The sequence below is a fragment of the Kocuria nitroreducens genome (assembly GCF_042879195.1).
In the GTDB taxonomy this organism is placed as follows: domain Bacteria; phylum Actinomycetota; class Actinomycetes; order Actinomycetales; family Micrococcaceae; genus Kocuria; species Kocuria nitroreducens.
Window position 1 is genome coordinate 13,710 of the sequence record NZ_JBHZTC010000016.1, and the last position, 21,020, is coordinate 34,729.

A 21,020-nucleotide genomic window follows, 5' to 3' on the forward strand; every position below is an offset into this window, starting at 1 on the left:
CAGCATGACTGCGACCGAGACTCTTGCCCGCCGGGGCAGTGCTGAGGTCTACGCCTATCTGCGCGCACAAATACTGGACCTCGGGATACCTCCGGACAGCAAGGTCAACATCGATGCATTGGGACGGGAACTGGGTGTTTCTCAGACCCCCATCCGTGAAGCATTGCACCAGCTGGAAGGCGACAACCTCATCGTCAAAACTCCAGGCAGGGGCTACCGAACCACCCCCCTCTTGAGATTCGAACAGTTGCGGGAGATGTTCGAGCTGCGTCTGCTCATCGAGCCATGGGGCGCCCGGGCCGCAGCCGTCAATCGGTTGAGCAATCCGGGCCGTGCTCTGGAGTCGGGGTTGAAGAACTACATTGCCGACAGCGCGATCAACATCAACGCACGTCATCTACTGGTGTCCCACGACATGCAGTTCCACGACCAGATCCTCAGCGCCAGCCACAACGAGTTCGCCCACCAGGCGATCCGGGCCACGCACTGCCACCTCCACCTTTTCCGTCTCTACCCGGCCGACTGGTCTAGTGAGCAGACCATCGAAGAACACGCCGCGATCGTAGAAGCCGTCCGCGACTGCGACCCCGATGCGGCAGAGAAAGCCATGCACGACCACCTTATGGGCGCCTACCACCGCTTCGCCGGAGCATTCGCCCAGGAGCATGATCACGGCCCCCGCCCCTCGACTGCCGTGCGCCTGTGCTGAGTGGATGTCTCGATGCTGAATGCGGGACTGTCGCTTTAATGGATGCTCCTATTGGCGTCAAGCGGTTTTGAGGCGTTGATGGTCGGTCTCGTCGAGCCAGTATTGGCAGCGGTGGACGAGGTCGGGGTCGGTGCGGGTGCCGAGCTCCAGGCGTCGGAGCCGCTGGTAGGGCACGCCCAAGGCGGCGGCGGCGTCGGTCAGGCGGATGCCCAGTGCTTGGCGCTGCCGGCGCAGCGATGGCCCTGGCAGAGGTTCGGTTGATGGGTGCGTGAGGAGGGCGAAGACCTCGTTGACGATGTGGCGCTTCAGGCACCGGATGATGTCGCGGTCGGCCAGTCCCTCGGCCCGGCGGCGGGCGAAGTAGGCCATGGTGCGGGGTTCGCGGAAGCGCATGCGGATCAGCACGATCCGGTGCAGGGCGCGGTTGGCTTGGCGGTCTCCGCCCCGAGACAGCCGGTGCCGGTTCGTCTTGCCGGAGGAGGCCGGGATCGGGGCGACCCCGCACAGGGCGGCGAACTGCGCCTGGGTGGCGATCCGGTGCGGGTTGTCCCCGACGGTGGCCAGCAGACTCGCGGCCACCACGGGCCCGACCCCCTGGGTGGCCAGCAGGGCGGGGTTGAGCCGGCGGGCAATCTGCTCGAGCTGGTCGTCCAGAACGGTGATCTCCTCGGTCAGGACCCGGTGGCGGGCCGCCAGGCGTTTCAGCGACGCACGGGCGACCTGGTCGGGATCGTCGCCGGGGCCAGGACGGGTGCGAGCGAGTACGTCCATCAGTTCCTGACCGTGATAGCGATGGAAGTCGCTGCGCACGGCGCCGTCGGCGGTGATCAGCAGGGCGTGGACCTGGTTGAGGACCGCGGTGCGGGCCTTGGTCGCCGAGGTGCGCTCGGCCAGCAGGATCCGCAAGGACTCCACTTGCCCGTCGCGCGGCTTCGGGACCACTGTGGCCCGACCGGCGGCCACGGTGAGCGCAGCCTGGTGCGCATCCAGCGGATCCGATTTGCCTCGCAATCGCCGGTGCTGGCGGTTGGTGCGCATCACCTCGATCACGGCCATCTCCGCGGCCGCCAAGACGCGAGCCAGCTCGGCCCCGTAGGATCCGGTGCCCTCGACCCCGATGGCAAGGACGGGCCCGTGGGTGCGCAGGAAGTCCACGATCTGTCGGTACCCGGCGCCGGTGGCTGCGAACTGCCGGTCGGCCACGGCCCGGCCCAGCTCGTCGACCACCGCTACGTGGTGGGTGTCGCGGTGGGTGTCGACCCCGGCATACCGTCCCAGGGTTGTGCGCTCAGAGGGGTTGGCCGCCGCCGGTGGCGCTGTCATCATCGTCATGACCGGTGATCCTTTCCGTGCTGGAAGAGCAGCTGGTCACCGTCGGGCAGATGGGGCAGACAGCACAGAGGTGAGGCGACTTCCCGGTCAGGCTCCTATCAAGTCATGCTCCGTCTGTCCGTACGGTTCACGGCCCCGGCGGGGTGGACAGATCCATTAGAAGACAGCCCCTGCGGGCGTCGGTGTAAGGGCGAGTCACACCACCGCCAGAACCTGCATCCATCATCTCTGTGTAAGAAGCGGTTCCATGGTTGGTAATTCTCCGCCGCCGACATGCGATCAGCGAAGATGATGGCAAAGGCGTTCAGCACCGGCTTCCACCGGGTGCCCCATCGTGTCTGCCCGGTGTCCTTCGGGTCCAGGGACCGCACGACGAAATATAGGTTCTTCATCGCGGACTGCTCGTTAGGGAAATAATCCCGGGCCCTCACGGCCCGGCGAAACCGGGCGTTGAGGGACTCGATCGCATTCGTGGAGCAGATGACCCAGCGAATCTCCACGACGGAGTCCAAGAACGGGATGAAATTGGTCCAGGCCCCGCGCCACAGGCGGCTGATCGCCGGGTAGCAGGCGCCCCACTTGTCCTCAAGCGTGCTCAAGGCGGACGCGGCGGCCGCCGCGGTCGGTCGGGGGGCTGATGCACGGACCGGTGACGAGGATCGTGCCTTCGTCCCCTTCCACTTTACATATGGCCGGATTTCGGCCACGGACAAAGGGGTCTACGCCATCGGCGCCGTCTCTGCCGGTACGCGCTCAGCAGGTGTGGACCGGCCAGCGCACGTCGTTGCGCATGCGTTGGTCCTCATGCACGAGGTCACTTTTCGCTTCCAGGAGCTGTGCACGCCGCCATCGGCATTCCAGTCGATCCGCGGTCTCGGTTCCATCGTGCGCCGTGGCAACTCGTGCGGCCTTGATCGCGCAGGCGGCCGCGCCGAGGTCTGGTCATCGCTACCCACACCCAGCTGCGCCTAGATGAGCTTCATCTGGGCCACTCGTAGGCGGACCTGGGGCTTCCGGTTTCTCCGAAGCGGAGGATCCGCAGATCCGCTCCCGGTCTACGACGACGCCTTCTCGGGCGTCGAGGATGAGCCGGAAGTTTGTCGCCGTCTCCTCAAGACGGTGGCTCTGCGATTTTCAGATCCCCTGGGCCGAAGAGACGCGGCCGGCAGAGTCATCCCCCACGAGTTCGTCGCCTCCGGGCCCTTGGCCGAAGAGATCGACTCGGCTCAGGACGGTCTACTGCTGGTCTGGCCTCTGGTCGCCGAAGAATTCGCACGGGTCTGGGACCGGCCCGAGCCGCCCTCCACCGGCGGATGACGTCAGCAACACCATCCGTCTCGCCGGCACGCTCAGGGCTGCCAATTGCTCCGATGCAACGGGCAAATCCCACGCTCCGGACGCGCGAGCCAGGACGCCGCGCTGGAGTCAGCGGGCTGGTGACTTAACCGTCGCCGGAGTCCGGCGGTTCAGGTGGCCGCGGCCAGACGTCTGCGGAGTTCGGCCAGGGCGCTGCTGTCCGCGGAGCCCTCCGGAAGCGGACCGCGGCCCCACAGCCACAGGAGAACGTCGCTGGCGCTGCCGGTGACCTTGCCTGCCGGCGAGGCACAGCGCTCCCGCGTGATCCGGACCGCACGTTGCTCGAGCGTTGCGCACCAGGCCTTTCCGTCGGTCTCCACGGCCACAGCCGCACCGCTGGCGGTTTCGTCCGCCGCGCCCCGGCCGAGCATCACCGTCAGGACCTCGTCGATCCCGTCGACCGCCAGCTCCGCATCGATCGGGGCGCCCGCTCCCAGGGCCGCCTCGAGGTCGTAGCGGTGGATGGCGGTCTCGTGCGCCAGACGGCGTATCCAGAAGCCCACCGTCTGGTCTCCCGGTACCCAGGACTCCGCAGGATCGGCAGGATCATGCGCGTCGAACTGTTCGATCAGCCGGTCATAGCCGACGCCGAGCAGCTCAGCCGAGTTCATCCGCCTCAGTTCCTCCGGCAACCACTGTCCTCGGGGTTTCGTGCCGGTCCGAACGGTCTCGGCCTTCTGCAGATAGACGAGGGCGGTATGGCGCATGAGCTCGTCACCGTTCCAGTCCGGACACGCGGGGACGGCGGCCGTGCGGCCCGGGCCCGCGAGTGCGCGCATACGGGCGTGGTCCTGGGCCATCAGCTCCCGGAACCGGCCGAGAGGCAGTGCGTAAGGATAGATCGGGGTCATCAGGCGAGTATAGGAACAGGCCTGCGCGTCGGTCGCCTGCAGCGGGTCAGGTGGAGAGCGTGCACCATGGTGCCGGCGTCGGCACGACAATGGTGGTCCTGGCCAGGGGGCGGCCTCACCGATCCGTCACCTGCCGCTCGATGAAGCTGGACATGGCCGGGACGGTGTAGGCGACCACGCCGTGGTCCGGTGCGTAGATCAGGCCCTTGTCGATGAGCTTGGCACGAATCGGGCCCAGCGCGGTGATCTTCTTGCCGAGGCGGGCGGCAACCTCTCCGGATGCGCTGCCCTCGTCGCCATCCACGGCCATGGCTCGCAGGTAGTCCTTCTCGGCGCTCGTGGCTCGGTCCCAGCGGATGCGATAGAAGCCGGTGTCCAGGGCGAGCTGTCCGCGGGTGTGACCGACCTTGGCGTCGAGGAGGGTGATCGGCTGATGGTCACAGGCGTTCCAGGTGTCCTGACCGTACTGCTGGAGGAAGTAGGGATAGCCGCGGGCCTGGTCGACGAGATGGTCGACCGCAGCGTCGTCCCAATGGACGTCCTCGATCTGCGACGGTTCCACGATGGCTTGGCGAGCGGCATCGTCGTCGAGCGCCCCGATCGAGGAGCAGTCGAAGAGGCGCTCGGCATAGGACTTCGCCTCGGCCAGTTTGCGCGGAAGACTCGGCAGGCCGGTCAGTGCGACGACGATCCGGCTCCCCCGTTGGTTGGCGGAGTGCACCACCGAGCACAGGGCGATGAGCTCGTCGTGCGGTAGGTCCTGGGCTTCATCGATCAGCACCGCAACTCCCACGTCCCGTTCCTCGGCCGCACCGGCGAGGTCGCGCAAGAGCTTGCTGACGTCGGCCTCGAGGCTGCCGATGTCGGCACCACCGCCTGCGGCCTGGTCCAGATCGAGCCCGAAGTTCCAGGTGCCGGACGAATCGTAGGATGCCTTGTAACTCAGCGTCGTTCTGAGCGCTTTGAGCGCCCGTGCGCCGATGCCCGGCCTGGCCAAATCGACAAGGTCGTCGTGGAAGGCAGCGCCGATCATGTCCCGCATCGTCACCCCGGATCTGGCTTCGATCTGGGCTACCAGCCAGCCGCGTTCGCGTGCGAGCTGAGCGAACCGGGAGAGAAGCACCGTCTTCCCCACGCCTCGCAAGCCGTACAGGACCATCGACTGGGCGTCTCGACCGGCCTCGACCCGCCTCAGGGCCACATCTCAGGCTCTGAGCTGTGTGCCGCGTCCCACCAGGGCGGCAGGACGACGTCCCGCGCCGGGGGCGTAGGGTTGAGCACAGGGTCCATGGCCGCCCTTGTGTTGATCTATGTCCGTGTACAACGAGAAAATATAGTCCGACATAAAAGCGTACAAGAGAACCCATGTCCTCCGTCCGCGCAGTCCAGCGCCATGGGCCGGGTGCCGCCCGGGCTCTGCACCTTGAAGAGCAGGATCCGGCCGTCCGGGCTGAACGTGACACCGGCCAGCTCGCTGGTGCCGGGGGAGTCCAGCTCCGCCACGTCGAAGATCTGGCCCTCGGCGGTGACGCCGCGCAGCAGGTCCTTGCCGCCGCCGTCCGATCAGACCAGCAGCATCATGCCGTTTCCACCTCTTGCGGGACCCGCCGCCCGCCGGGCTGGTCGCCACCCTCCGGCCCTACCAGCTCGAGGGCTACCGGTGGCTCGCCTGCCTCTGGGACGCCGGGCTCGGCGGGATCCTCGCCGACGACATGGGCCTGGGCAAGACCGTCCAGACCCTCGCCGCCTACCAGGGGCTGACCTGGAGCGGACTCGTGCTCGACGAAGCCCAGTTCGTCGAGAACCACCAGGCCAAGACCTACCAGTGCGCGCGGCGGCTCGCCGCACCGTTCAAGCTCGCGATCACCGGCACGCCGCTGGAGAACAGCCTCATGGACCTGTGGTCGCTGCTGTCGATCACCGCGCCCGGCGTGTACCCGGACCCGAAGGCCTTCACCGAGACCTACCGCAAGCCCATCGAACGTGGCGAGGCACCGGAGCTGCTCGGCACGCTGCGCCGCCGGATCCGCCCGTTCCTCCGCCGGCGCACCAAGGAGCAGGTCACCGCCGACCTGCCGCCCAAGCAGGAGCAGGTGCTCAGCGTCCAGCTCAACCCGCGGCACGCGAAGCTCTACCAGACCCACCTGCAGCGCGAGCGCCGGAAGGTCCTGAGCCTGCTCGAGGACGTGGACAAGAACCGGTTCACGATCCTGAGGTCCCTGACCCTGCTGCGCCAGCTCGACCTCGACCCGGCGCTGGTGGACGAGCAGTACGCCGCGGTGCGCTCGAGCAAGCTCGACGTCCTCCTGGAGCAGCTGCAGGACGTCGTCGGCGGCGGGCACCGGGCGCTGGTGTTCAGCCAGTTCACCGGCTTCCTCAGGGCCGCCCGCGACCGGCTCGACGCCGAGGGGATCGCCTACGTCTACCTCGACGGGCGCACCCGCAACCGCCCCCGGCGCATCGAGGAGTTCAAGACCGGCACGGCCCCGGTGTTCCTCATCAGCCTCAAGGCGGGCGGGTTCGGGCTGAACCTCACCGAGGCGGACTACTGCTTCATCCTCGATCCGTGGTGGAACCCGGCCGCGGAGGCGCAGGCGGTGGACCGGACGCACCGGATCGGGCAGGACAAGAACGTCATGGTCTACCGGCTCGTGGCCGACGAGACCATCGAGGAGAAGGTCGTTGAGCTGCAGAACCGCAAGCGCGACCTGTTCGACAAGGTCGTCGACGAAGGCGGAGAACTCTCCGCGCCGCTGAGCGCAGCAGACATCAAAGAGCTGCTTGCGCCATAGCGGGCGCGGCCGGCTGCCCTGGGCGCGCCCGAACGGCCCGGGGCGGGCACCTCGCCGGCTCAACTCGTCGGGTCTCTCGCCTCAAGCACGTCCGGGGCTCGAGACGGTGCGGGCGTTTCCCTTGTCACCGCAGGTCAGATCGCGGTAGGAACGACAGGAGGGATGATCCACGGTGAGCATCCTGCAGGGAAAGTTCCACGGTCCGCCAGACCCGGACCGGCGATCCGGGTCGTTCACGGTGGGCGCCGCACCCCACCGCGGAGCCCCGACACCAGGAGACCCCCGAGTGCCCATGGTCTCTCATAGGGTCCGGTCGAAAAGGCGTGGAGCGGCCGACCGAGACGAAAGGCAATCGATGAACTCGACCCCCAATGACCCCCGACCCTCCACCCCAGAAGACGGGAACGCGGAGGACCGACCGAACTCAGCCGCAGACACCTCGGGCGGACTGGCCGATCCGGACACCGCTGACCAGTTCAATCAAGCCGTCGAGCACCGCCTGCGCGAGCCGACACCTGAGGACCCCGGCGTGGAGGGGCAGGCGGCCGAAGAGGAACCGGACGAGGACAACCCGGTAACCGTGGACAATCCGGAGTAATGCCTCGTCATCCTGCCCGCACGTCCTCGGGCCCGGGCATGGCAGGGCGCGGCGCCATCGCCTGACGCACACCCGAGGCGCCGGCCCGCACCACGGGGCGGTCACCGCACCCGCCGGTGTCGCCGCGGCCCCGTGAGGTGAGAGCATCGATGTCGTGCGCAGTTTCGGTGTAGAAGAAGAGCTCCTGCTGATCGATGCGTCCTCTCTGCAGCCGATGCCGATCGGGCAGCACCTCGTCGACCACTCCCGCGGGCCCGTCCCCACCGGGCACCGGCTCAGCGTGGAGTTCCAGCAGGAACAACTGGAAGTCATCAACCCGCCGTGCACCACCCTGGGTGAGCAACTGGCGACCATCCGGGCCGGGCGTGCACTGGCTGATGCCGCGGCCGGTGAGGCGGGCGGACGGGCGGTGGCCCTGGCCACCGCGCCGGCCCCGACCACCACCCACCTGGTGCCCGAGCACCGATTCGAGCAGATCGCCGCGTGGGGCGGGATCACCGCCCGCCAGCAGCTGACCGGGGGTTTCCACGTCCACGTGCAGATCGACTCCCGCGAGGAAGGCGTGGCGATCCTGGACCGGGTGCGGATCTGGTTTCCGGTCCTCCTGGCGCTGAGCAGCAACTCCCCGTTCTGGGACGGCACCGACACCGGCTTCCGCAGCTACCGGTACCAGCTCCTGAACCGGTGGCCCGCGTCCGGGCCCATCGACGTGTTCGGCAGCGCTGCTGCCTACGACCTCTACTGCGAACACCTGCTGGCGTCCCGAGCGCCCCTGGACGCCGGCATGTTCTACTTCGATGCCCGGCTGAGCGAGCGCCACCCCACCGCGGAGATCCGGGTGGCCGATGTCTGCTGGGCCCCCGAGCACGCCGCGGTCCTGGCGACCCTGGTGCGGGCCCTGGCCGAAACCAGCGCCCGCCGCTGGCAGGCCGGACACCCGCCGGCCCCGGTGTCCGCCAATGTGCTGCGGGCCTGGATGTGGCAGGCGAGCCGCTGCGGCGTCGAGAGCTACCTCGTCAACCCGCACACCGGCACCACCGCCCCCGCCGGCGACGTGGTGACCCACCTCCTGGAGCACCTGCACCCGGTGCTCACCGAGTACGACGAGCTGGACGCGGTGGAGACCGTGCTGGCCACCATCCTTCGAGAGGGCACCGGAGCCCACCACCAACGCGAAGCACACGGCGCCGAGAAGGACCTGGCCGGGATCATCACGGCAGCACTGCAGACCACCCCCTGAGGAACACCCGCCGGTCTGAATCATCCGGGCCATGGAGGCAGGCCGGCTTCCCGACTCTCGCTGAGGTCGCCGGTGAGCCAGCACTGCACTCCTGATCACGGCCCGTCAAACATCACACCGCTCGGATGAGCAAGGACGGTCGGGCGCTCCCGGGCTGGGTCCGGTCAGACTGGGGACATGGCGGATCAGCACCGGGACCGACTGCGTGAGCTGCTCGACGCGGTGCTCGACGAGAACAATCGCACCCTCGAGGACATGGCCGGTGGCGCCTATTCCTCGCCGTACCACTTCAGCCGTCAGCTCTCACGCGGGGCGGGGGAGCCGCCGGTGTCGATGCGGCGCCGGGTCCTGCTGGAGCGGGCGGCGTGGGAACTGGGGACGGGCCGACCGGTGACCGAGGCGGCGTGGGCGGCGGGATACGAGTCCGTCGACGGTTTCACGCGCGCCTTCACCAGGGCGTTCGGCCATCCCCCCAGCACCACCGCTGGCCGGGACACGAGCCACTGGTTGCCGGCTCCGAACGGCATCCACTTCCACCCTCCGACCTCACTGTGGGTCGACACCCACGAGGCCGCAACGGTCCGGCCGGCGGCCGACGTGGCGGAGCTGATGCTGCACCACGACGTCGAGGACGTCGGCGACCTGCTGACGCTGGCACAAGGGCTGTCCGCGGAGGAGTGCCGCAGGGTGCGCGTGCCGGGCAGCGCACCCCTGGGCTGGGACGGGCCCGACGAGTCGATCGCGCAGGTGATGGCCCACCTGGTGCTCACCAAGGAGATCTGGCTGGCGGCCATCGAAGGACACGACGCCCCGGACACCGGTCGCGATGATGATCCTGCAGCACTGGCGGATCGGCACGAGGAGGTCGCACCCCGTTGGCTGGCCATGGTCCGGGACATCGACCGGCGGGGCGCGTGGAACGACCGGATCATCGACGCGCTGTGCGAGCCGCCCGAGAGTTTCGTCATCAGCAGCGTGATCGCCCATGTGCTCACGTTCTCCGCACACCGGCGCCAGCTGGCCCGGCTGATGCTGCGCCAGGCCGGAGCCGCCCCCGGTTCCGGGGACCCGATCGAATGGTTGCAACGACGTACAGGAGGTCTCCGATGACCCGCACCGTCTTCTACACCGCCACCACCCTGGACGGCTACCTCGCCGACGAACAGGACTCCCTGGAGTGGCTGTTCGTGCAGGACTCCGACCCCGAGGGCCCGCACCGCTACGACGAGTTCATCGCTGGGGTCGGGGCGGTCGTGATGGGACGGACCACCTACGAGTGGGTTCGAGAACACCTGCAGTCCTCCGGCGAGGGGTGGCCCTACGAGATGCCCGCCTGGGTGGTCTCCCACGCGGAGCTGCCGGGGATCACCGGGGCCGACATCCGCTTCGCCCAGGGGGAGGTGGCGCCGATCCACGCCGCCCTCGCGGACGCCGCCGGTGGGAAGGACATCTGGGTCGTCGGCGGCGGGGATCTGGCGGCCCAGTTCGCCGAGGCCGGACTGCTGGACCAGCTGATGGTCTCCATCGCGCCGGTCACCCTCGGGGCGGGCCGCCCCCTGTTTCCCCGCCGGTTCGATCTGAAGCTCCAGGACGTGGCGCGCAATCGGGCGTTCATCTGCGCGACGTACGACGTGGTGGGCCCGCTCCCAGCACAAGGTGCGAGCCGGGCGTTCTGAACCCCACCAGACCGGCGTCGTCGTGCACCCCCCTGCTCGACCTGACCCCGGTATCGACCCGCCACCGCCGTCTGGTCGGTCTGTGTGAGCCCCGGCAGTCGTGCTTCGCGGGGCCTGGTCCCCACCGGCCTCCTGGTGCTCCGATGGCACCTGGGCGGCGTCCGCCCGACCGTGCCCCCCCTCCGCCGACGTCAGCGGTCGGCGGGCGGGCCGGGGTGGCGGGGTCCCGTCCACTCGGCGGCCGCCCGTCGCTCGGCGTCCCGGCCCAGGGGACGGGTTCCCCGGCCCCGGACGCGCCGCTCCAGCGCCACGAGGACCGTGAGCAGGACCACCGCCACCATCACCTGCCACTCGCCCTCCACCGTCCCGAGGCTCACGGCGGCGTTCCAGGAGGCGTGCTGGATCCCGATGGCCAGCACACTGCCGCCCGTGTCCAGCAGGTGCATGCCCAGCAGGTACCGGTAGACGGGCGCCAGCAGGACGAGCAGCGCGAGGTTCCTGGCGGTCTCCCCGTTCCAGCCCTCGGCCAGGTACAGCGGCAGGTGGATCGCGGCGAAGGGCAGCCCGGTGAGCAGTGCGGCGACCAGCAGACCGTGGCGGGCGGTGAGCCGGGACTGGAGGAACCCGCCCCACGCGGTCTCCTCCCACAGGTTGAGCACCAGCGCCCCGTAGACGAGGGTGTTGAACAGGTACCACCCGGCCTCGGCCGCCCAGCCGGTCGGCGGGCTCCGCAGGGAGCCGGTGGCCGCGGCCAGCGCCAGGGTGAGGACCGGCATGCCCAGCAGTACCACGGCCCAGCGTCCTGCGCCGAAGCGCCAGGCGAAGGCGCGCCCCAGCAGCCGGCGGATCCCGCCCGGACCGCCCGTCAGGCGGGTGACCGACAACGCTGAGCCCAGCAGCCCCACGAAGGTCAGGAACAGCAGAAACGGCTCCCCCGGCAGGCCCGTGAGCACCGGGACCGTCAGCGATGCCCACCCCAGGCCCAGGGCCAGGAGGAGGAAGACCGTCACGGGCCGGCGCCGGGCCAGGGAACCGCTCCGGGGACGGTGGTCGGTGTCCCGGGGCCGTGGGGTGGGCGTGGTCATGGTGTTCCTCCCGGCCGGTGCATACCGTCCGCACCCGTGGACGGGAGGCCCAGCCGTCCCCGGGTGCGGACTGCCACGACGATCATCAGCGCGCCGAAGACCAGCGCCGAGATCAAGTAGTACACAGTCCGTGTCGGCCCGTCGGCGGAACCGTCGAACAGCAGGAAGACCAGTCCGCCGGTGGCGTTCTGGGCGCCGTGGAGCAGCATCACGATCAGCACGCTGCCGCCGGTGGAGTTGTAGACCCAGGCCAGGACGAAACCGTTGACCACCGTGGCCAGCAGATGGGCGAGCGTCTCGGCCGGGCCCTGACCGAACAAGGCGTTCGGGAGGTGCCAGAGCGCCCAGATCACCGACACGATCAGCGCGGACGTCAAGGGCGGGTGGCGCCGGTTGGCCATGGGCTGGGCGTAGCCGCGCCACCCGGGTTCCTCGGCCAGTCCGGTGAAGAGGGCGATGCTCAGCACGCCCAGCGGCAACTGGGTGTAGAGCAGTGACCAGTTCTGCGCCAGGGCCACCGCCATCGCCCCGGGATGGAAGATCCAGGTGGCGGCGAGCCCGAGCAGCGGTACGGCGAGAAAGACGAACGCGTACCACAGGGGGTGGATCCGCCACCGGACGATGCTGCGGACCAGTCCGGCCAGGCCCGGCCGGCCCTGGGTCAGGGCGAGGACCACCACGGCCGCGATCAGCGGCCCGCCGGCGGCGACCTGGATCATCACCGTCACCAGGGCTCCGTCGAGGTCCAGGACGCTGGCCCGGGCCCCGAGGAAGCCGCCGATCAGCATGCTCCAGCTGATCCCGTAGGCGAGCAGGGTGAAGGCCAGCAGTCCGTGCCGGCTGGTCCAGCGGCGCAGGGCACCGGACTCCGCCTCGGATTCCCTCCGGGCTCTGGGTGGCCCATGGGGCGGATCGGAATGGTGGGCCATGGACTGATCTCCTCCGGCCTGCTTCCAGGACCTGACCTGTCGTTGCGCGCCCTCGTGCGTGCCTCCCAGAGTGCTCGCCCGGCCAGGTGGACACAAGGCCGACCGGCCGGGGAACGACTGTGTGTCACCGGCGGCCGCTCGCAGGCGCGAAGCGCCTGAAGACACAGCAGGACGTCGCGCACCAGCTCTGGGAGACCGAGCCGTCGCCGTACCGGGCTCCCCCGAGAGCTGAGTGCCGGCGGTCCGTGGTCGCCTCAAGATGTCGGCCGGCCAGGACGCGACGCCCCGGACCTGCCCGCATGCTGGACCATCGAGGTGAGCGGCGTACGGGAGCGGGCGACGTCGTCGGACGGGACAGGGACGCCGAGCACTGCCGAGCCCTCCGGCCCCATCGGATCGAACCGGCAGCATCATGCCGCTTCTCCCACTTTCGGGCCCCCTGGAGAACCACGGGAAGGAAATCAGCAGCATATTGCCGATCGTCGTAGTTCTCGCGCACAATGAGGATGAAATTGAAGGACATCGGCAGGATCCTGCCGAAAGAGGAGGGTCGTGAGCGACGTCGAGGAGGTGGGCAGGGCCATCCGCGCTGCCCGCAAGGAGGCTCGGCTGACCCAGAAGGACCTGGCCGAGCTGGCCGGCATCTCCGAGCGGACGGTCCGGGCGATCGAGACCGGCACCGGCAATCCTGCGCTGACCGCTGTGGCCGCCGCGGCCGGCGTGCTCGGACTGCGCCTGGTGGCCGAGCAGTGACCGACCTGCAGCGGCTGCGGTTCGTGGCCGTGGCCGACGTCTACAAGGCCGGCCGGCTGGCCGGCCGGCTCGAGCGCACCGGGGACGCGGGCACCGCATTCACCTACGACCAGGCCTACCTGGAGGCAGGCCACCCTCCGGTGGCCGTGACGTTGCCCCTCACCGGCGTCCCTGTCACATCCCCCTCGGGCGGAGTGCCGCCGTTCTTTGCCGGGCTGCTGCCCGAGGGCCACCGCCTGACCGTTCTGAAGGACGCGGTGAAGACCAGCCTGGACGACGAGCTCTCGTTGCTGCTGGCCGTCGGAGCCGACGCCCCCGGGGACGTCCAGATCGTTCCCATCGGGGAGGCCCCGGTCGAGCCCGAGCCGCTGGTCGACTCCGCGAGGCCGCAGGAGCTGGACTTCACGGTGCTGGCCGCAGCGGTGGACCTGCACGCTCTGCCGGGGGTGCAGGACAAGGCCAGCGCTTCCATGCTGACCGCGCCCCTGGCCACCCGGGGCAGCCGGCTGATCCTGAAGCTGGATCCGCCCCGGCATCCGCATCTGGTGGAGAACGAGGCCGTGCACTTGACCGCAGCCAAGGGGCTGAGGATCCCGGTGGCCGAGGGAGCCGTGGTCATCGACCGCCACGGGCGGCGCGGGCTGCTGGTGGAACGCTTCGACCGGGTCCGGGATGGGGGCGAGTGGGTGCGGCTGCCTCTGGAGGACGCGGCCCAGGTCATGGGTCTCTCCCCGGCCGCCAAGTACAACGTGGTTTCCGAGGACGTGGTGAAAGCCCTGGCCGCCGTGTGCAAGGCCCCAGTGGTCGCAGCGCGGAACCTGTACCTGCAGTTCGTCTTCGCCTGGCTGACCGGCAACGGCGACCTGCACGCCAAGAACGCCTCCGTCCTGGGCGGCCGGCACGGCGGGTTCGTCGTCGCGCCGGTCTACGACGTGCCCTGCACGTTGTTGTACGGCGACGACAGCCAGGCCCTGCCGGTGGACGGGAAGATGAGGAATCTGCGGACCAGGCACTGGGCCGCCTTCGGCCAGGCGATCGGGCTGCCTGAACGCGCCGCCCTGGCCGCCAACGTCCTGGCCCTGAGGGCTGCCTCGGCCGTGGACCTGAAGGCGCTGCCGTTCGAAGGCTCGCCGCTGACACACACGGAGCGAGAACTGCGCTACCGCCGCGGCCAACTGGAGGCGTGATGCCTGCAGCACGGTCTCGTCCGCATGTCGGGTCGGCGCGCCTGCCGCAGGTTCTCGGAGCGATCCGGGTTCGGGTCCGGCACCAGCACCCCGGTCCGCTCGAGACGGGGGCCGTCGACGACGCCGTGTCCGCCCTCGAGGAGCTCGTCGCCGAAGCCGCTGCGGGAGCCCGCCCACGGGCTCCACTGCCCGCTGGTCCGGTGCCACGCCACAGGCTGCGGACGACGTCGGGTCCGCTCTCGGGGTCATTGTCCTCGTAGGCTGGGTCGCACACGAGATGGGCAGAGGAGGCCGACATGGCCGAGGTGACCGAGACAACGGTGGACGAGGTGATGGCCGAGCTGGCCGCGCTCGAGGACCCGAGGGTGCGCGAGGTGAACGCGAGGCACGGTGACGACCACGGGGTGAACCTCGGCAAGCTGCGCGGAATCGCGAAACGGCTGAAGACGCAGCAGGACCTCGCACTCCGGCTCTGGCAGACGGAGGACACCGCGGCGAGACTGCTGGCGCTCCTCGTCTGCCGCCCCAAGGCGTTCGGGCGCGAGGAGCTGGACGTCATGGTGCGCCAGGCGCGCACCCCCAAGGTGCAGGACTGGCTCGTGAACTACGTGGTGAAGAAGTGCCCGCACGCCGAGGATCTGCGCGTGGCCTGGTCCGCCGATCCGGATCCCGTCGTCGCGAGCGCCGGCTGGGCGCTGACCACCGAACGCGTGGCCAAGAAGCCCGAGGGCCTCGACCTCGCCGGCCTGCTCGACGTCATCGAGGCGCAGATGAAGGACGCCCCGGAGCGCCTGCAGTGGGCGATGAACCACTGCCTGGCGCAGATCGGCATCGAGCACCCCGGGCACCGGGCCCGGGCCATCGACATCGGTGAGCGCCTGGAGGTGCTGAAGGACTACCCGACTCCGCCGAACTGCACGTCTCCGTTCGCCCCCGCCTGGATCACCGAGATGGTGCGCCGACAGCACGACCGGTAGGACGAGTCACGCTCGTGGCCGTGCTGCTGGTCCCTCTGCCGGTGGGGCTGTCGGGGACGGCCCCGGTGGCCGAAGGCACCTCCGACAGCGGCCCGCTCCGGGACCTCGTCGAACCGTTCTCGACGCTCGTCCCCTCATGACTTCCGGTGATGATGGAGGATGAGCAGCCGCGCGTAGCCGTCCGTGAGGCGCTCGATGAGGTCGACCTTCAGACATTCGTCCGCAGAGATCCTGCGCATGGTGTACAGCGAGAACCCGTCGTACTGCACGGGATGGGGCAGGTCCAACCGACCGCTGGGAGGCTCCACCTCCAGGCGCCACGCATCCAGGTCCATCCGCGGCGTGGGCTCGGGAATCGCCTTGCGCGCCCACAGCCGACCGTCCGTGCCGACGACCACGCCGCGCACCACGTGCCACCCGTAGCCGCACGCGACTCTGGAGAACGCGTGGCCGACCAGGGGATAGGACCTGGCGCCGCGGGGAACGTGCACGAGCTTGGCCGGTTTCAGTCCCTCTCTGCGCAGCAGCTCGCTCGCCTCGACCCCGACCTGCCGGACGTCCTCCAGGGCCCGTTCCAGACCGGCCTCCCGAGCATCGCGATCGTGCGTGGCTCGGCGGCTCGAGTCCTGCTGGTTCGCTCCCGTGGCGGCAGCCCGCGAACGCCGTTCGTCCTCGATGCTCATGCCAGCTCCTTGCCTCGGTGGCCACGATTGTATGTGTCCCACCTCACTCGGAGCCGGGTCGACGGGGCGGAGACACGGGTGGCCGGTCGAGAAGCGCCCGGGCGTCATCGGTGGACCGTGGAAGTCGGACCGTCCGGGCCCGTCCCGTCCGGAGCATCGGCGTGGGTCACATCTCGATCCGGTGGGCCTCCCGCAGGTTCGCGAAGCGCTCGGGGTTCGAGGTCAGCACGATCACCTGGGTCCGCTGCCCGGCGGTGGTGATGGCCGAGCCGAGCCGGCGGAGCCGCTGCGGGTCGGAGTGTCCCAGGGCGTCGTCGAGCAGCACCGGCACGCCGTCCTCCGGGTCCACGAGCAGGGCGGTGGCGAGCCGGATGAGGATCACCAGCTGCTCCTTGGCGCCGGTCGAGAGAGCGTGGAAGGGCAACCAGTCGCCGTCGAGCTTGCGCTGCTCCACCTCCAGGGACCCGCTCACGTGGACCTCGAAGTCCTGGCCGTAGACCGCCCGGCCCAGAAGCTCGACCTCCGCGCGGAACGGCTGGACGTACTGGGCGTGGGCGCGCTCGCGGTGCTCCAGCAGCGTCCGCTCCAGGAGCAGGGCGGCCCCGGCCCGCCGCTCGATCCCGGCGAGGTGTCGCCGGGCCGCCTCGAGCCGCGTCTCGGCCTGGTCGTGGGCCAGCTGCACCCGATCGCGGCCCATGCCGTCGAGCCGGCCCTCCAAGGAATTGTGGCGACTCCGCCGCTCGGCCAGCAGTGTCTCGAGCCCCTCGATCTCGTCCGCGACGTGCTGCTGGTCGGCGAGCACCCGTTCGGCGTCCAGGCCGGCCAGGGCCGCCTCGTGCCCGTCGATCTCCTCCTGGACCGCGGCCAGCGCCTCGGCCGCCGCGGCGGCGGCACGGTCGAGGTCCTCGTCCGGCACCTCGCGACGGGCCTCCTCGAGCCGGGCCCTGCTGCCGGTGAGGGCGCGCTCCTGCTCCAGCGCGGCGCCCTGGAGGGAGTGCAGTGCCGTCTGGGCGGACTGCAGGGCGGACCTGGCGGCCTCGGCGGCGGCCTCGGCGCGGCGCACGGCGTCCTCGGCGTCGGTGAGAGCGGCCTCGGTGGCCTCCACCCTCTCCTGGGCGACGCCGACGGTCTCAGGCAGCGGCACGTCGTCGTTCCGCCGGCCGCCGTACTGCTCGATCGCGGCGGCGAGGCGGTCCCGGTCGTCGCGCAGCCCGCTCTCGTCCTCGCCGTCCAGCAGACGGTCGCGCTGGGCCACGGCCTCGCGCACCTGCTGCGCCAGCTCCTGGGCCTCGCGCCACGCGGCGCGGGCCTCGGCGACCGAGCCGACCCCGTGCCGCGACAGCAGCGCGGTGAACCTCTCACGCGCCGTGCGGGCGGCGTCCCGGCGGGTCTCGATGCCCTGCTCCGGGGAGATCCGCACCCGCCACTCGCCGGGGATCTCGAGCTCGACCTCGCTCGTCACCGGGACAGACCACGGCTCGTCCGGGCCGACCTCCTCGGCGATGCCGCCGCGCACGATCGAGCGGGCGCGGTCCAGCGCGGTCAGCTCCACCCGGGCGCTGCCGGCCGCCAGCTCCGCCTCGGCCTTCTCCGCCGCCCGCTCGGCGCGCTCGAGCTCGTCGAGGACGTCCTCGTCGAGCTCCGTGGCGGGACGGGAGCGCAGCTCCGCCAGCTGCGCCCGGACCGCCTCGAGCGAGCCCAGGATCTCGAGCACGCGGCGGTGGCGCTCGACGTCGTCGAGGTGTGTCCGGTCTTCCCGGGCGGACCGGTGGGCCGCCCGGGCCTCCTGCACCGCGGTCTGGGCCGCGCCCCGGCGCTCCTCGGCCTCCGCGGCGTGCCGGCGCACCGGGGCCACCTCCTGCTCGCAGGACCGCAGGTCCTCGGCGAGCGCCGCGCTGCGCTCCTCGTCGGCGGCGAGTGCGGCCACGAGCTCCGCGCGGCGGGACGTGCGCTCCCGGGCGCGGTCCAGCTCGCCCTGGGCGGAGTCCCGGCGGCGCTGCGCCTCCTGCCGCTGCCGCTGGACGCCCTCGATCTCCCCGGCCGCACGGTCCAGCTCCGCCTTCTCCGCGCGGGCAGCGCCGAGCTTCCGGCCGGAGGTGGCGATCTGCTCCGTGAGCTCCGCCAGTTCCTCCTCGACCACCGTGATGACCCGCAGCTCCTCGGCGGCCTCCGCGGCCGCGGTCTCGGCCTGGAGGCGGTCCGTCTCGGCCTGGACGTACTTGGCGTTCTTCTTCCGCGTGGAGGTCCAGTACTTGTCGCACTCGGCGCGCACGCGCTCCAGGAGCGAGGCGACCTCGCGGTCGTCGCCCTGGGTCTGGCCGGCGTGGCACTCCAGGGCCCGGCGCAGCGCCGCGCTGTCGGTGAGGGAGTTCTGCGTCAGCCCGCCGGCCTGCATGAAGCGCAGGGCCTTCCACAGAGCGGTGTCGGCCCCGGCCCACAGCTGCTCGGCGGCGTCGTGGGCCTCACGCCCGGTGAGCGTCCGGCCGTCCCCGGGCCCACCGACGTGACGGAGGATCGTGGACGGCCTCTTCAGCCACTGCTTGGCGTAGACGACCCGGGCGGGCCCGATCGAGAACTCCGCCTCCACGAGGACGGGCACGTCCCGGCCGGCGGGCTTGGCCTCGGAGATCTTCTTGTGCCTGCTGCTGTCCGGCAGCTCGATCAGCGCGTCCAGGGCGTCGATCATCGAGGTCTTGCCGATCTCGTTGCGGCCGGTCAGCACGACGACCCCCGAGTCGGGGAACTCGACCTCGCGCGCGGCCACGCCGCGGAAGTTCTCCAGCTTGAGACGGTGCAGCTTCATCGGGTCGGTCCTCCCACGAGGCGGTACAGGAGCCGGAGCGCGTCCCCGGCGGTGGGTGCGTCCTCGCCGTCGGAGGCGGCCCGTTCACGCAGTTCGGTCACGGCGTCGGCGGCGTACCCGCCGACGTGGAGGTCCTCGAACTCGTGCTGGTCCGGGACGACCGCGAGGTCGGTGTGCCGCTCCCAGGCGTTGAGGCTCGCGAAGACCTCGGCCTGCTGCTCGAGCAGCGCCTCCAGCCGCGCGGACGCCGAGAGGTTCAGGGTGCCGGTGAAGACGGTCTGCAGGATGATCCGCTCCTTCGGCGTGAGGGCTGCGAGCTCAGCGGCCAGGGCGTCGACGTCGTCGGGCCCGTCGAGCTGTCGCCGGATCCGCAGGTGCTCCCACTGCCCCACCTCGTGGGAGGTGACCTGCGCGCCGGAGCCGTCCAGGGACACCTCGAGGACGTGCCCGCGGCCGGGCTCACGAAAGCTCGTGGACTCGTGGGTTCCGGAGTAGTGGATCGCGCCGCGGTCGTCCTCGGGCCAGCGGATGTGCCGGTCGCCCAGCGCCACGTAGTGGATCGCCCCGCGGGCCAGCGCGTCCTCCAGGGGCGCGCGGCGCACGGTGACCTGGGACGTGCGGTCGGGGTCCAGCTCGTCGAGCATCCCGTGGCCGACGACGACGCGCAGCGTCCCGTCCGGCTCCAGCCCCTCCAGGGCAGGGGCGACCGGGTCCGCGTCGGGCCGCTTGCTGCGCCACGGCGCGGCCACCAGCTGCACGCCGTCGGCGGCGGGCCACGGGCCCACCGCGTCCAGGAGCACGACGTTGTCCGGCGTCGAGCCGAGGAACGCGTCCTGGGCGTAGATGGACCCCGGGCCGAGGGGGTCGTGGTTGCCGGGCAGCAGGTACACCGGCAGCTGCACGGAGCCCATGGCGTCCAGGGCGCGCCCGACGTCCCGGCGGCTCAGGTTGGCGTGCTCGAAGACGTCGCCGGCCACCACCACGAACGCGCATTCCCGGGCGCGGGCCAGCTCCCCGATGCGGCGGATCGTCTCGACCCGGTCGCCCGTGTACCGGGACTGGGCCTCGCCCTCGAGGTAGTGCCGGGTCATGCCCAGCTGCCAGTCGCTCGTGTGGAGGAATCGGATGCTCGTCATCGAGGCTCCTCGTGCGGTCGGGGGGTTCCGGCCCGGGGGTGCGGGTCATCTGCCACGGTATCGGGATCGGCGGACACCGGAGGTTCCGGCGCCCCGAACCGCCTCGTCCGGACCCTCCCTTTCGCCGAACTCACCGCTGGCGCCCGAGAGGTTGCTCTCTGTGCGCCCGGGGGCGGACGGGGTGAGTTGGCGCAAGGGGGGCGTCCTCCGCCGGCGTGTGCTTGAGTGGACGCATGGAGCCGACCAGCACGAAGGACCTGTGGGCAGCCGTCCACGCCGAGCGGGCCGGACTGGCCGAGGACCTGGCCGGTCTGGAGGACGCGCAGTGGGTGGAGCAGTCCCTGTGCGGGCGGTGGACCGTCGAGGACGTCGTCGCCCACCTGACCGCGGCCGCGAGCATCGGGCGGCTGCGCTGGCTCCGGAGCGTGCTGGGCGCCCGCTTCGACTTCGACCTGCACAACCAGCGCCGCCTCGAGGAGCACCGGGGCGCCACCCCGGCCGAGACGCTCCAGCGGTTCCGCGCCGTGGTCGGAAGCAGCGTGGCGCCCTCCAAGGACACCGCCGCGTGGCTGGGGGAGGTCGTCGTCCACGGCCAGGACGTCCGCCGCCCGCTCGGGCTGCCGCGCACGCCTCCGGTCGAGGCGGTGACCGCGGTGGCGAGGTTCTTCGTCGGGCGGGACTTCGCGGTGCCCAGCCGCAGCGCCGCCCAGGGCCTCCGCCTGGTGGCGACGGACGGTCCCTTCGAGTCCGGCTCCGGCCCCCTGGTCAGCGGAACGACGCTGGCGCTCACCATGGCGCTGGCCGGCCGCGAGACCTGCTGCGACGACCTGACGGGTGAGGGCGTCCCGATCCTGCGGTCCCGCTGCGCCCCCATCTGAGAGGCTGGGGGAGGACCGGCCACGGGCCGGTCCCG

At 70.7% G+C, this 21,020-nt stretch carries 17 protein-coding genes and 2 pseudogenes; 10 read left to right on the plus strand and 9 right to left on the minus strand.

Going from position 1 to position 21,020, the window contains the following annotated elements; genetic code table 11:
- Positions 1-4 precede the first annotated feature (4 nt).
- Positions 5-709: a GntR family transcriptional regulator gene (locus ACFYE1_RS11960; RefSeq protein WP_387743018.1), complete on the plus strand. Its 705-nt coding sequence runs from the start codon at positions 5-7 to the stop codon at positions 707-709.
- Positions 710-766: 57 nt separating this feature from the next.
- Here the strand turns inward: ACFYE1_RS11960 and ACFYE1_RS11965 are convergent, their stop codons facing one another.
- The 4 genes and pseudogenes from ACFYE1_RS11965 to ACFYE1_RS11980 form a co-directional block, all read right to left on the minus strand.
- Positions 767-2,041: an IS110 family transposase gene (locus tag ACFYE1_RS11965; RefSeq protein ID WP_387743020.1), complete on the minus strand. Its 1,275-nt coding sequence runs from the start codon at positions 2,039-2,041 to the stop codon at positions 767-769.
- A gap of 260 nt (positions 2,042-2,301) precedes the next feature.
- Positions 2,302-2,667: pseudogene (locus ACFYE1_RS11970) on the minus strand (transposase); the annotation flags it as partial.
- A gap of 840 nt (positions 2,668-3,507) precedes the next feature.
- Entirely contained in the window at positions 3,508-4,197 is a 690-nt protein-coding gene (locus ACFYE1_RS11975; protein WP_387743022.1) for a maleylpyruvate isomerase family mycothiol-dependent enzyme, read from the minus strand.
- Positions 4,198-4,363: 166 nt separating this feature from the next.
- Positions 4,364-5,449, minus strand: a complete 1,086-nt coding sequence (locus ACFYE1_RS11980) for an ATP-binding protein (RefSeq protein WP_387743024.1) — start codon at positions 5,447-5,449, stop codon at positions 4,364-4,366.
- Between the two features lie 403 nt (positions 5,450-5,852).
- On the opposite strand from ACFYE1_RS11980, the pseudogene ACFYE1_RS11985 reads away from it, so the two are divergent.
- The 5 genes and pseudogenes from ACFYE1_RS11985 to ACFYE1_RS12005 all read left to right on the plus strand — a co-directional run.
- Positions 5,853-7,040, plus strand: a pseudogene (locus ACFYE1_RS11985) (DEAD/DEAH box helicase); the annotation flags it as partial.
- A gap of 355 nt (positions 7,041-7,395) precedes the next feature.
- Complete coding sequence (locus ACFYE1_RS11990; protein WP_387743026.1) at positions 7,396-7,638, plus strand: hypothetical protein; 243 nt, start codon at positions 7,396-7,398, stop codon at positions 7,636-7,638.
- Positions 7,639-7,792: 154 nt separating this feature from the next.
- Positions 7,793-8,878, plus strand: coding sequence for a glutamate--cysteine ligase (locus tag ACFYE1_RS11995; RefSeq protein ID WP_387743027.1), 1,086 nt, complete (start codon positions 7,793-7,795; stop codon positions 8,876-8,878).
- A gap of 177 nt (positions 8,879-9,055) precedes the next feature.
- The gene (locus tag ACFYE1_RS12000; RefSeq protein ID WP_387743029.1) at positions 9,056-9,988 is read left to right on the plus strand and encodes a helix-turn-helix domain-containing protein; all 933 of its coding nucleotides are present in this window, start codon (positions 9,056-9,058) and stop codon (positions 9,986-9,988) included.
- Entirely contained in the window at positions 9,985-10,554 is a 570-nt protein-coding gene (locus ACFYE1_RS12005; RefSeq protein ID WP_387743031.1) for a dihydrofolate reductase family protein, read from the plus strand. Before ACFYE1_RS12000 ends, ACFYE1_RS12005 begins: the two co-directional genes overlap by 4 nt.
- A 191-nt stretch (positions 10,555-10,745) precedes the next feature.
- On the opposite strand, the gene ACFYE1_RS12010 is transcribed toward ACFYE1_RS12005, so the two are convergent.
- Together ACFYE1_RS12010 and ACFYE1_RS12015 are read right to left on the minus strand one after the other, a co-directional pair.
- Positions 10,746-11,639, minus strand: a complete 894-nt coding sequence (locus tag ACFYE1_RS12010; RefSeq protein ID WP_387743032.1) for a CPBP family intramembrane glutamic endopeptidase — start codon at positions 11,637-11,639, stop codon at positions 10,746-10,748.
- Positions 11,636-12,568, minus strand: a complete 933-nt coding sequence (locus ACFYE1_RS12015) for a CPBP family glutamic-type intramembrane protease (protein WP_387743033.1) — start codon at positions 12,566-12,568, stop codon at positions 11,636-11,638. Before ACFYE1_RS12015 ends, ACFYE1_RS12010 begins: the two co-directional genes overlap by 4 nt.
- Positions 12,569-13,120: 552 nt before the next feature.
- Between ACFYE1_RS12015 and ACFYE1_RS12020 the strand changes: the two genes are divergently transcribed.
- The 3 genes from ACFYE1_RS12020 to ACFYE1_RS12030 all read left to right on the plus strand — a co-directional run bounded on the left by ACFYE1_RS12020 (position 13,121) and on the right by ACFYE1_RS12030 (position 15,485).
- The gene (locus ACFYE1_RS12020; RefSeq protein WP_387743035.1) at positions 13,121-13,321 is read left to right on the plus strand and encodes a helix-turn-helix transcriptional regulator; all 201 of its coding nucleotides are present in this window, start codon (positions 13,121-13,123) and stop codon (positions 13,319-13,321) included.
- Positions 13,318-14,508, plus strand: coding sequence for a type II toxin-antitoxin system HipA family toxin (locus ACFYE1_RS12025; protein WP_387743037.1), 1,191 nt, complete (start codon positions 13,318-13,320; stop codon positions 14,506-14,508). The genes ACFYE1_RS12020 and ACFYE1_RS12025 overlap by 4 nt, the downstream gene beginning before the upstream one ends.
- 296 nt (positions 14,509-14,804) lie before the next feature.
- Positions 14,805-15,485: a DNA alkylation repair protein gene (locus tag ACFYE1_RS12030; protein ID WP_387743039.1), complete on the plus strand. Its 681-nt coding sequence runs from the start codon at positions 14,805-14,807 to the stop codon at positions 15,483-15,485.
- A 134-nt stretch (positions 15,486-15,619) separates the two neighbouring features.
- On the opposite strand, the gene ACFYE1_RS12035 is transcribed toward ACFYE1_RS12030, so the two are convergent.
- The 3 genes from ACFYE1_RS12035 to ACFYE1_RS12045 form a co-directional block, all read right to left on the minus strand.
- Entirely contained in the window at positions 15,620-16,168 is a 549-nt protein-coding gene (locus tag ACFYE1_RS12035; protein WP_387743041.1) for a hypothetical protein, read from the minus strand.
- 166 nt (positions 16,169-16,334) lie between these two features.
- Complete coding sequence (locus tag ACFYE1_RS12040) at positions 16,335-18,971, minus strand: AAA family ATPase (protein WP_387743042.1); 2,637 nt, start codon at positions 18,969-18,971, stop codon at positions 16,335-16,337.
- Positions 18,968-20,107 carry a metallophosphoesterase family protein gene (locus tag ACFYE1_RS12045; RefSeq protein WP_387743044.1) on the minus strand — a complete coding sequence of 380 codons (1,140 nt, stop codon included), beginning with the start codon at positions 20,105-20,107 and terminating at the stop codon, positions 18,968-18,970. The genes ACFYE1_RS12040 and ACFYE1_RS12045 overlap by 4 nt, the downstream gene beginning before the upstream one ends.
- A 233-nt stretch (positions 20,108-20,340) precedes the next feature.
- Here ACFYE1_RS12045 and ACFYE1_RS12050 point away from each other — a divergent pair, with 233 nt between their 5' ends.
- Positions 20,341-20,985 (plus strand): maleylpyruvate isomerase family mycothiol-dependent enzyme, encoded by a 645-nt coding sequence (locus tag ACFYE1_RS12050; protein ID WP_387743046.1) that lies wholly within the window; start codon positions 20,341-20,343, stop codon positions 20,983-20,985.
- The last annotated feature ends 35 nt before the right edge of the window (positions 20,986-21,020 follow it).